The sequence below is a fragment of the Bacillus sp. JJ1566 genome (assembly GCF_036962685.1).
In the GTDB taxonomy this organism is placed as follows: Bacteria; Bacillota; Bacilli; order Bacillales; family Bacillaceae_L; genus Ferdinandcohnia.
Genome location: NZ_JBALOP010000044.1, coordinates 32,987 through 45,388 on the forward strand (window position 1 = coordinate 32,987; position 12,402 = coordinate 45,388).

Annotated in this window: 10 protein-coding genes; all 10 read right to left on the bottom strand. The window is 37.2% G+C overall.

Going from position 1 to position 12,402, the window contains the following annotated elements; all coding sequences use genetic code 11:
- Positions 1-143: 143 nt before the first annotated feature.
- The 10 genes from V7112_RS16990 to V7112_RS17035 all read right to left on the bottom strand — a co-directional run bounded on the left by V7112_RS16990 (position 144) and on the right by V7112_RS17035 (position 12,245).
- Positions 144-2,762: an EAL domain-containing protein gene (locus V7112_RS16990; protein ID WP_335421953.1), complete on the bottom strand. Its 2,619-nt coding sequence runs from the start codon at positions 2,760-2,762 to the stop codon at positions 144-146.
- Positions 2,763-2,936: 174 nt separating this feature from the next.
- Positions 2,937-3,905: a cation diffusion facilitator family transporter gene (locus V7112_RS16995; protein WP_335421955.1), complete on the bottom strand. Its 969-nt coding sequence runs from the start codon at positions 3,903-3,905 to the stop codon at positions 2,937-2,939.
- A gap of 133 nt (positions 3,906-4,038) precedes the next feature.
- Positions 4,039-5,058: a zinc-binding alcohol dehydrogenase family protein gene (locus tag V7112_RS17000; RefSeq protein WP_335421956.1), complete on the bottom strand. Its 1,020-nt coding sequence runs from the start codon at positions 5,056-5,058 to the stop codon at positions 4,039-4,041.
- Between the two features lie 63 nt (positions 5,059-5,121).
- A complete protein-coding gene (locus V7112_RS17005; RefSeq protein WP_335421958.1) occupies positions 5,122-6,405 on the bottom strand; it encodes a TRAP transporter large permease in 1,284 nt (427 codons plus the stop codon).
- 18 nt (positions 6,406-6,423) lie between these two features.
- Positions 6,424-6,981, bottom strand: coding sequence for a TRAP transporter small permease (locus V7112_RS17010; protein ID WP_335421959.1), 558 nt, complete (start codon positions 6,979-6,981; stop codon positions 6,424-6,426).
- A gap of 55 nt (positions 6,982-7,036) precedes the next feature.
- The gene (locus V7112_RS17015; RefSeq protein WP_335421961.1) at positions 7,037-8,056 is read right to left on the bottom strand and encodes a TRAP transporter substrate-binding protein; all 1,020 of its coding nucleotides are present in this window, start codon (positions 8,054-8,056) and stop codon (positions 7,037-7,039) included.
- Positions 8,057-8,184: 128 nt separating this feature from the next.
- Entirely contained in the window at positions 8,185-8,859 is a 675-nt protein-coding gene (locus V7112_RS17020; protein WP_335421963.1) for a GntR family transcriptional regulator, read from the bottom strand.
- Between the two features lie 436 nt (positions 8,860-9,295).
- Entirely contained in the window at positions 9,296-10,663 is a 1,368-nt protein-coding gene (gene rlmD, locus V7112_RS17025; protein ID WP_438823907.1) for a 23S rRNA (uracil(1939)-C(5))-methyltransferase RlmD, read from the bottom strand.
- A 316-nt stretch (positions 10,664-10,979) separates the two neighbouring features.
- Positions 10,980-11,450, bottom strand: coding sequence for a hypothetical protein (locus V7112_RS17030; RefSeq protein WP_335421966.1), 471 nt, complete (start codon positions 11,448-11,450; stop codon positions 10,980-10,982).
- A gap of 6 nt (positions 11,451-11,456) precedes the next feature.
- Positions 11,457-12,245 carry a hypothetical protein gene (locus V7112_RS17035; RefSeq protein ID WP_335421968.1) on the bottom strand — a complete coding sequence of 263 codons (789 nt, stop codon included), beginning with the start codon at positions 12,243-12,245 and terminating at the stop codon, positions 11,457-11,459.
- Positions 12,246-12,402: the final 157 nt, after the last annotated feature.

Genomic DNA, 12,402 nt, shown 5'->3' on the forward strand with positions numbered 1-12,402 from the left:
TTTCTTGTCCTGTGCAAGTCATGCATAAGACGAGCGCTGACAGAAGGTGCACTTTACCTTCCAAAGCGATTGGCTTAGACCAGAGAGCCGTTTAGACATGAAAGAAGGAGGCTCCCAAAACGGAGCCTCCTTTTCCAGTTCATTTAATCCTCTTTTGTTGTTTCAAACTTCTTTGACTTCTCATTATGAATAAATTCAATCATATCGTCTTTGTTAATCGGACGACTGAATAAATAGCCTTGAATTTCATCGCAGCCCATATCCACAAGCATCCCGTACTCTTCCCAAGTCTCTACACCTTCTGCAACAACATTCAGTTGAAGCCCGTGTGCAATATCAAAAACAGCCTTGACCAGTATGGCTTTCTTATTATTTTTATCAATATTACTGATAAACTTTCTATCAATTTTTATTTCATCGATTGGAAGCTTCAAAAGTTGATACAGAGAGGAGTAACCTTTACCAAAATCATCAATTGAGATTTGAACACCCAGCTCTTTCAGCTTTCGAATTCGCTCAGCAACATGCTGTTGGTCTGAAATAAACACACTTTCTGTAATTTCAAGCTTTAAATATTTTGGATCTAATCCGGAAGTCTCCAAAGCCTTCTTGACCATGCTAACAAGATAATCTTGTTGGAAATGCTTTGCCGATAAATTTACAGAAACCGGAACATATAGAAGATTTTCAAGCTGCCATTGTTTATTCTGCCTACATGCTTGAACAAGGGACCATTCGTCAATTTGTGAGATTAGACCGATTTCCTCAGCCACTTCAATAAACACCCCAGGAGAAACAGTCCCCAAAACAGGATCATTCCAACGTAGTAGGGCTTCAAAACCTGTAATTTTCCCCGCAAACGTTTTAGGCTGATAAAACTGTTCAAACCCTTCCTTATTTACTGCCGTGCGCAAGGAATTTTCAATCGTTAACCGTTGCTGGAATTTATTTTTCATGGATTCATCGAAAAACTGGAAGGTGTTGCCGCCTTTTTCCTTGGAAATATACATCGCGATATCTGCATATTTTACTAATGTATCTAAGTCTTCGCCATCCTCAGGGTACATGCTTACTCCAATGCTTGCTGTAATGTAATGATTTTGGCCAGCTATTGTAAAATAGGATGAAAATTCATTGACAATCTTGTCTAAAGTTTTAGTAACCTCTTCTCTACTTTCAACCGAGTGCACAACCACAAATTCATCCCCACCAAGTCTGAATACCTGTCTGTTATCCGCTTGTAGATTCTTCAGCTTGTTCCCGGTTGCTTGAAGGAGCATATCTCCTGCTTCGTGCCCTAATGTATCATTGATTTGCTTGAATTGATTTAGGTCAATGAAAATAATTGCAATCTTATTATCGAAATTATTCCGGATTAGCTCTCTAACATAGTTTTGGAAAAAATAACGATTAGGTAAATAGGTCAAGCTATCATAAAAGGCCAGCTTATGAAGCTTGTCCTCAGATTCCTTCAGCTTCACCGTTTGCTCTCTTAAAATTAGGTTCATTTCAACACTTTCTTTGAAAAGCTCCTTCAGCTTATCTGCCATTCTCTTTAGGTTTTTACTTAGCACACGGAGCTCTGAAATCGTGCTTTGAGGCCATTCAATATTTTCCATGTTCCGCAGCTTTTGTGGTAAACCAGTGGTGATAAATGTAAGCTGCCTTAAGTTGTTCGTAAGAATACGGCTAATAACCATAACAAAAAGAATAGCTGACACTGCAAGAATCAGTAAGTATTTTAGCTGATCAAGCGAAGTATTAAAGAGCTGTTGTTGATATTGAGCAATAGGGAATTGAAGCATGATTCGAAATGAATCCGTATCCCTCGTATAAAAATAAAATGCATCCATCCATCTAGTAATCGGCTGAATATCCTTGTTAGCAACTGGTAGAGCCTCATACAGCCTTGGTGAAATTTCACGAATATCATATCCTGTAGCCTCAAAATCCGCCAAGGCTGTCGATGCAATAACATGATCTGCATGATCAAATATGATAATATCGCTCTCTCTATTCTTATTTCGCCAAATAATATCCTCAATTTGTTTCACATTAATATTGCTGTTGCCATTTTCCAATTGAAGAAATTCATTTTCGATCCGATTAACTCTCGTTTCGCCCACGATACCTAAATCATTTTTAATGACATCAAACGTATTAAATGCATTTATAATGACACTTATAAAAAACGGTACAAGTATGGTGAAAATGGTGATTTGCGATAAAAACTGATGAATTGACACATTATTTTTATTGATTCGGTTATTTTTAACCAATTTATAAAAAGGAAAATATGCCAATAACACGTCGGCAACTAATACATTGAAAAGTCCGTTCGCAATATCCTTGCATATTAGAAAATAAAGGGCAGTGCCTGACAAAGATTCACGGCCGATAAAAAATAAAACCGCAATTCCGATAAAGAACCAAAAAAACACATCCACGAAAAACATTTTTGCTTTTCGGCCTCGCAGAAAAAACGCACCTACAAAAATAATTTCCACTAAGCTAATGATTGTATAATATGGAATGTTTGAAAACATGATAGTAAAGAAGATTGCGATTAACCCAGTTACAATCGCAATGGTATAGCCAAATATGCGAAGTATTAAAAATAGAAATATACTTGCAAAAGTGAATGTAATTCCATATAAAAGCGATAATTTGAAATGAGAGGCCAATAGCACTAGTCCCATTAGAGCAGCCAATAGGATTATATCGCTATTCAATTTGCCTTTTATTTGCGTAAATCCTATCATATTACTCTCCTAGTCTTCCACAGTATATAAAACGACAATTTCACTACGATTATGATAATAATATCATAAATTCTACAAAATTTTAGCAATTTTTGTTATCATTTGTACTAAAAAAGAGCAATTTACCATCATGGTAGATTGCCCTTTTTGATTATTTGAAACTTCTTAATCGTTTTATTCAGTTACAAGTCCTTGTGACCAAGACTTCACCCCGTCATCTTCCACGAATTCAATGATGACATCGGTCACACCTTTTATCCCTTGGATTTTTTCCTCAATTCGATCTTTTATTTGAAATGCTTCTTTAACCGATATATTTGGATCAATTTCCAGTTTCATTTCAATGTGAAAATCCTCCCCTTCCTTCATCGCAAACAATGTTCGAATATCCTTTATTTCTGGATGTGAAGTAATAATTTCAGCAATTTTATTTTCTAATTCTTCATCTGCTTCACCAAGTACCCCTTTTGCATTGTCTAAGAACACTTTACCTACCACATAAAACATCATGAGACCAATAATAATAGAAGCTATTCCTTCTGCAGCATGCCAACCGCCATAATAAGAGAGTAAAATACCAATAATGGCAATAAGTCCGCCAAGAGTTGCGACTAAATCCTCCATAAACACAAGCTTAGTTGCGGGTGTCGCCCTCCCTAAACTACCAAAGCTTTTACCTACGATTGCAAATCCCTTTGCTTCTACATGTGCTTCATGAAGAACTTCTTTCATTGCCTTAAAAAGAACGTATGACTCCAAGATGGCGGCCAAACCCAATACAGACAGATTAATGACAATCCCGGTTGATTCGGTCGGGTGCTTAATATGATGATATCCCTCTTTGATTGTTTCATAACTCATGATTCCAACAATAAGAACAGCTCCAAGTAAAACCAAATTTACAAGTCGGCCAAAACCATTCGGATAGTTCTCGGTCGGCATTTTTTTACTTAAAGCACTTCCGATAAACACGAAAAATTGATTGGCCGCATCCCCTAAAGAATGCATCGTTTCTGCAAACATAGCGACATTCCCTGTGAAGAAATACGCAACTCCTTTAATAATCGCAATAATCGTATTTACAATTGCAGCAATCAAAGACGATTTGTTTCCATTCTTTAATAACCCCTGTTTTTTAGCCATAGTTACCTCCAATGGGTGATTCATGGTAATACTTGTAGTATTTATTACTTTCGAGAAAATTATAAGAGGTCAAATGAAAAAGCCTTCCGGTTCACACCCGGAAGGCAATCTAAATAGTCTTCAGTTTATCAACTTAGAACTTTAATACAATTTTACATACTTCCGCTTGGTTGTTTTTCAAGAACTCAAAAGCTTCACCGATTTCTGTAAAATGGAAGGTATGTGTTTTCATTTTCTCAGGTTGGACAGCACCATTTTCAAACAGTTCGATGACATGTGGGAAACGATAATTATTTAATCTAGAACCTACAACATCGATTCCTTTTTTCGTAAATGCAACCTGAGGTACTGAAGAAGGCTTATTACCTGTTCCAAGTGTCACAATTCGACCGGATGGAGCAACGAGCTCTAATGCTTCCTCAAGGCTTTGTGGAGAACATACAGAGTCAATGATTACATGTGCTCCGTCACCCTCAGTGAACTCTTGCAATGCTTCTGCCAAGCTTTCATTCAAAACATTCACAACTCGATCTGCACCCATATCCTTTGCACGTTCTAGTCGTTTATCCACAATATCCGTCATTAAAACGCGTGCCCCACGGGATTTTGCCACTTGCATTACCGCAATACCGATTGGACCAGAACCCATAACCAACACTTTATCTCCAGTTGTTGTGCGACCACGTTCATTCGCTTCAACACCAATTGAATAAGGTTCAACTAATGCCGCACTTTCTCTATCAATTTTTGCTTCATCTAATTTATAAGCATTTTTTTCAGTCGTTTTTACATATTCTGCAAAACCACCATCGCGATGTACACCAGTTACTTCAACAGTTTCACACACATTGTGATGACCCGTTCTGCATGCATAGCAATGTCCACAGCTATTTACATTGTCTACTGCTACAAGATCACCAACTTTTACGTTCGTCACGCTTGCCCCAACCTCTTCAATAATACCAGCAAATTCATGACCAATAATGCGTGGATACGTAGCCAATGAGTTTGTGCCATTAAAAATACCTACATCTGAACCACAAATCCCACCGGAAACAACTTTGATGATGACATCATGTTCATCTTCGATTACTGGTTTTGGAACTTCTTTAATCTCAACTTCAAATGGTTTATTTATTACTACGGCCTTCATGTCAATTCCCCCTGATGTATTTTCTACGTACCATTAATAGTATACTAGAATACCATATTTTTATTATTCACCCGAGAACCACTCTACTGGTACTGTTACTAGTTCCGGTATAAAGATGAACAGGAATAACAATGCAATTTCAACAATGAGAAACGGCATAATGGCCTTGACGAGTGGTCCAATTCCAATTTTTCCGGCACCTGCGGCAACGTTTAGAACAGTTCCTACTGGTGGTGTTAATAAACCAATAACATTGTTAATGATAAATAATAGTCCAAAGTATACAGGGTCAATACCTGCAGCATTAATAACAGGCATCAATACTGGTGTTAAGATCAGAATTGTTGGGTTAACATCCATTGCCATACCAACTAGGATTACAATAATATTAATCACAATTAAAAGTAATAGCGGATTATCAACTAATGGACTTAAAATATTCGTTACTGTTTCCGGAATGTTTCCAATTGTCATCAACCATGCAGAGACCATTGCTGCTGCAGCTAAAAACATGATAACACTTGATGTTTTAGCAGAACTTATTAAGCTCTCAAAAATGTCTTTTGGTTTTAATTCACGATAAACAAAGACACCAATAAATAGTGCATACACAACTGCGATTACCCCAGCTTCTGTCGGAGTAAAGAATCCACCACGAAGTCCAGTTAAGATACCGATTGGCATTAAAATTGCCCAGATTGCATCAACACAGGATTTTACCATTTGTTTAAAGCTTGCACGTGGAAGTTTTTCCACTTTATCTTTTCTCGCAACAATTGCCCAGACGATACATAGTGCAATTGAGATATAGATGGCAGGTGCGATACCCGCGATAAAAAGCTTGGATATGGATACACCAGCTGTAACACCGAATAAAATCATCGGAACAGATGGAGGCATAATAGGTGAAACGATGTTACCAGCTGCGATCAATGCAGTTGAACGCTCGCGGTTGTAGCCAGCTTTTGCCATCATTGGAATCAAGATAGCACCAAGTGCAGCAGTTGAAGCAACAGCTGAACCAACTAAACTAGCAAAAAGTACAATAGCTAAAATTGCAACATAACCTAATCCACCACGAATGTGCCCAACTAATGATGTTGCAGCAACAATGATTCGTTTTGTTAAACCACCACGGTTCATTAAGTCACCACACAAAATAAAGAACGGAATTGCCATCAATGCAAAGCTATCTGAACCGACCATTAAATTTTGCGCTAGGATTTGAGTATCAAAATCTCCTAAATAAAACATCATAAATACGCCGCTAAGTAATAAAGCAAATGCGATTGGGATACCGATTGCCATTGCTCCTAATAATGCGACTAAAAAGATTACCATTGTCATTTGTTCGGCCTCCCTTGGCTACTTTTTCTTAATGTCTTCATCATCATTTTTCAAGTTTTCTAAAATATCATCTTCATCTGATTCATGTAAGGTTACGAGTTTGTTAATTGATTCAGGTTCTTTAATGACCTTGATGATGTTTGAAATACAAATAATAGCAATACAGATTCCAGTCAGCATTCCAACCCCATAGATGATAGAAAGTGGGATTCCAGTTGCAGCTGCCCTTGCCTCCACACTTTGTAGAGTCATTGTATATGCTCCGTGAGTTAGCATGATCATTACAATGATGATAATACTCTGTGCAAAGATATAAGTTGCACGCTTGATGCCCTGTGGTAATTTATGCATGACAGAGTCCATTCCTAAATGGACATTCGATCTCATTGCACCGATTGCACCAATATACGTAATATAAATGAATAGATATCTTGCAATTTCTTCGGACCAGGTTAAACCTGAATTGAAAACTGTACGTAAGACGACATTTAAAAAGACAAATAGTACAATTAAAGCAAGCATAATGCCGAGTAGGTAATCAATCCCTTTAAATAGCCTGTCATTAAACTTTGACATGTCTTTACCCTCCATAAAAATGATTTTCAAAACAATTAGGATGCGTTTACATTTTCTACTCTATTGAACGAATCCGATTAATCATATCTTCAGCCCAGTCATATTTCTCGTATAACATTTCATATACTGGTTGAGCAGCTTTAATAAGCTTCTGTCTCTCCTCTTCAGATGGAGTCTCTACCACAATTCCTTGTTCTTCTAGGAATTTTCGATCATCTTCTATACTATTTTCATAGATATCCCATGTTCTGTTTGAGGTTTCTAAGGCAACTTCTTGAAATATTTTTTGGTCCTCTTCTGACAAGGTATCCCAAAATTCTTTACTCATCATTAGCTCATTCGAAGAAACCATGTGGTTTGTTTCATAAATGTAGTCCTGTACCTCAAACCAGCCTTCTTGTCTGAATGTAGACATTGGATTATCCTGTCCATCAACTACACCTTGTTCTAGGGCTGTAAATACTTCACCAAGGTCCATAATAACAACGTTTGCACCTAAAGATTCCGCTAATTTCACATGGATTGGATTGTTTGGCATTCTCACTTTTTGACCCTTTAAATCTTCTGGAGATTCGATTGGAAAGCTTGAACTAAACACACGCGCACCGTTTGGATTCCATGCTAGGAACTTAATTGGTTCCTGCTCTTCAAAATTCTTTGCAATATATTCTCCTACTTCTCCTTGATAAGCTCTCCTTGCATGTGCAACATCTTTAAATACAAAAGGAAAGTCCGGAGTCGCCATCATTGGAACCTCACTCCACATTACGGTTCCGATTGCAGTCATTTCAACAATTCCACTACGAGTAAAGTCATATAATTGTTTTTCTCCACCAAGCTGTCCAGAATCATAAATTTCTACGTTGTATCTACCATTTGTTCGTTTTTCAATTTCCGGTTCAAATACTTCTTTTAATGCCACATTGACTGGACTGGAAGGTGAAAGAGTTGTACCTACCTTAACCAAGATTCCTTTGTCACTGCTAGCAACTTCTGAGCAACCGGAAAGCAGGATTGCGAGCATTGTAAAGATAAGAAATATAATTGCATTTTTACCAACATTCAGTTTTCTCATTTAATATTACCTCCCTAAAAATCTAATAAAGCCCTTACATTTCGATTGAAGAATGGTGTCGCATACATCGGTGTGCACTGGTATACTTGTCGACAAGTTGTAATTAAAAAAATATCGTATAATCGAAACTAGTAAAATATCGTATTCGTTACAGTTTCACGCGTATCTTCGAAATGGTCATGAACAACTCTTTTTATAAATTCCAGATCTTTTGATACGATTGAATCAATTAAAAACCGATGTTTCTCAATCAATGGGTCAATCTCATTCGAGTTTTCAAGGAATCTCTTTTTTGTAGCAACGAGCAATGCAGTGAATACAATGTCTCGAATATTGTTCCATAAATGAAGCATTCTTTTATGATTTGCGGCCTCAATCATTAGCTCATGGAATTTTAAATCCTGGATTGTAAATTCAATATAATGATTGTACTTGGCAGCGATTATCATCTCATCAAGAATTTTATTTAGTTTTTTAATGATTTCCTGATGCTCCATTTTTGAAAGTCGTTCGATGACAAATGTTTCAATTATATATCGCACATCGTACAATTCTTCTATATCCTTTCGGGACAACCCTAAGACCACTGCACCCATGCGCTCTAAGCGAATCAAACCTTCATTTGATAAAGTTTTGAGGGCCTCTCGTACTGGGGATCTGCTAGTTCCAAATTCTTCAGCAATTGAATTTTCAGACAATACAGTGCCAGGAGTAATACTTTTGTTTATTATTTTCAAACGTAATTCACTTGATATCATTTCTCCAAGAGAAGTCCCTTTTAAAGCTATAGAAGGAAATTCCATCACAATCAACTCACTTACTTTTAATATCCAACAAAACTAGTAAAAAAGTATTCATATCTTCCTTTCTCTTACTGTTGTATACTTGTACACAAGTTTGTCATAAATTAATATATACTCAAATTGTCACATTGTAAAGAGAAAACGTATTCATTTTTTAAAAATCCGATAATTTTTATGTAATTGTTCGCTTTCACCAAAAAAGTACCTGTAGCTCAGAATAAAAGAATCAATGATGAAGAGCATTATCCTGTAAAAATTTGAGCGAAATGTTCTTCATAACCTTGATGAAGAACTTTCTGGTGCAAAATCTTGTTCGAGTTGTCCTTCATAACCCCGATGAAGGACTTTTCAAACCAAATTCTCACTTGAATTGTCCTTCATATTTTTATATTAAAAAATGCCTCCCCCAGTAAAACTACTGGGAGTAGGCACTTATTTAATCTTCTCTCACAAGGAGTGCAACAGCTTCTACATGAACGGTATGTGGGAATAGGTCCACTGGTTGCACAGCTTTTAATGTATATCCAAATGGTTCGAGTTCTTTAATATCGGTTGCGAAGGTTTCTGGATTACAAGAAACATAGACGATTCTTTCTGGCTGTGAACGGCCGATTCTTCTCATAACTTTGCCGCCAGCTCCTGAGCGTGGAGGGTCAAGTAAAAGTAGCTCGGGTCTTCCAAAGCTCTCAAGTACCTCATCAATTCCTTTTCTTGCGTCCTTTGCTAAGAAATATGTGTTTGATAAACCATTGTCACTTGCATTTCTCTTTGCAGATTCAATTGAGCTTTCAACGATTTCAATTCCCGCTAGCTTTTCAACGCGGCTTGCGAATGGGAGAGAGAATGTTCCAACGCCACAGAAAAGATCAATCATTTTTTCTGTTTTCTTTGGCTCGCCCATTTCTATCGCAAGGTCGACTAATTTTTGAGCTTGGGTTGGGTTTGTTTGGAAGAATGTATCAAACCATACACGGAAACGATACCCATCCATTTCATCGTAAATAAAGTCGCGACCCGCTAATAAATGTGTTTTTTCGGATTGAGTGCGGTCAGCCCAGTCTGTATTTTCTAGCCATAATAAGCTTTTTACCTCTGGGAATTTTGCTTCGATGCGTTTTACTAAATCATCGGCAGCTTCTTGAAGGTTCCCTTCTGGTGCTTCGGTTGCAAAAAGGGCAAGCATGATTTCACCAGTAACAAACGATTGTCTCACCATAAGATGGCGAAGAAGTCCTTCATGCTGATCTTTATTATAACCTGATAACTGATGGTCCTTCGCCCACTGAGCTACCTCCATCGCACCTTCCACCATTTTTTTACCTGCGATCAGACATGTTTCAAGTGAAATGATTTTTCGGAAATTCCCTTGTTCATGTAAACCAAGTGAACCTTCAGGTGAGAAAGTAAATTCCATTTTATTACGGTAATGCCAAGGCTCGTCCATGCCAATGGTCTCTTGAACAAGGTAAGGATTGAAGCCTTGTGATTCAACTTGTCGCTTCACATAATCCGTTTTGTACTGAAGCTGTCCTTGGTAGTCCCAATGCTGCCATACACAGCCACCACATTTTTCAAAATGTGGACAAGGTGGAGCAAGTCTTTGTTCATTTGATGTTAAGATTTCATCCGCCTGTACTTTTCTTCGTTTGCGGTCCGGTTGGTCAACAGTCACACGAACTTCCTCACCAATCAAAGTTTGTGGAATTGTGAGCTTTAGCTTCTTTTTATTACCGTGCTCATTCTCGCGCCATACATTTGCCCGTCCTGCCCCCTTTTCATCTAAACTTTTTATTTCAACAATCATCGTTTCTGGTTTCGTTACTGCCAATTGCGTTCCTCCTCTTTAAATCTACCTATCTATATTGAACTGTCAGTTTTTCACGTTTCATTTTTTTGTTATTAAAGATATAGGCATAGTTCATTTCTATCCTATTTTACAACATACTAACCAAGTATAAAGCACAAACTGCAAATTTGGAATTCCTACAACCCTAGAAAGTATTAACATTCTCTAAATTTGGCCTCAAATAAAAAAAGCTTCAGCCTTCTTACACTTGGCTTAGCCTTTTAACGATAAATCCTTTCTTCCAAAGAGCAGGTTTATTTGTGTTTTTGGGTAACTAGTATGAATTCATACCTATTTTTGCGACGCCAAGTGCAAAGTGTTCCCATAAGATACTCTCCACAAGCGCTGCCTGGGATTCTTCACAATCAACGATGAGGATGATTTCAGCGTATTTACCTTTTTGGGATTTTTTTTTCTTTTTATAGACTAGCTCCACATATAGCCTAATCGCGAATCCTATTATAAATCCAATTGCAGCGCCAATTAATCCCCAATAAATGGGTCCCCATGATAGTTTAAATCCGATGCTTGCTCCGATTACAGAAAATGCCGTGGCAAGTGCCATGCCTATATCAATAAGGGTGGTTCCATCTGAACGATGCAGGGTATCAAATAGCTTGACATCTTCAGTTCGATTATCAAGCGGAACCGCAAAAATATTTTCGCTGTTTATCCCTTTTTTTTCGATTACCGTAATGGCTATTTCCACATAATCATTGCTATCAAATGTAGCAAATACCTGCATTCATGATCACTTCACTTTATGTCCCTTTAGTATTTGAAATTGGCTTGACTGGTAATTTTCCCTTAAATATTGACGTTGTTCCCGTTCATAAAGCTTATTATTTTCAACCGCATTTATATAGGACGCATAGCTTGCAAACCCCAAAACCGATGGTAAGAAAATGAACCACTCTGGATCTAAAACGGCTGTGGCTTCGTCTATTTTTCCTGAAAATAACAGAGATATAGCTTCTAGAGTATGAGAAAAGTAAAAAAAGATAACACAACAAAAGATGATAAAGAAGGCTAAAATTGTCTTATGATTATAGAGGTGCCCAAGCCCCGGCATAAAAAGCGACCATAAAAAAGCTAGAGCAGGATTTCTTTTATCTAAGTAGTTCATACCTAAATCACCCACATAAAACGTGTTAAAACGATGATTCTCATGGTCAGCTAAAATATATATTTTGTTAAGATCAATTGCTGTAAGGTAACTATCCCAAATGCTAAATATGTATACAGGGATATACATGAGTAACCACCTTGTGTCCAAAATATTCTTTGCCAACTCGATATTTCCTTGAAACGAATGGATCATGGCAAGATTTATGTTTGAATTTATGTTAACTATAACTTCCCAAATGATTAGTAGATATCCCCTATGATATTTGTCTAAAAGCAAATGACCGAAACCAGGAAAAGCAGCCGACCACCAACCAATAATATACGGGTTCCTCAAATAAACGATAGAAGTACCAAAGATACCAACATTTGCGATATAACGTCTAGCTGTATTGTCATTCGAATAATTTCTCATGATGTATAGGCTTGCTCCCATCCACTTCCTCAGTTCTTTCATCATTAATTGGTGTAAATGGTAATGTTCCCCAATATAGATAGAAATATTATAAAGAGATTCCACGAAAAATTTCTTAAAACAGGGATTATATATGGTGAATATTCCCTACTTTGTT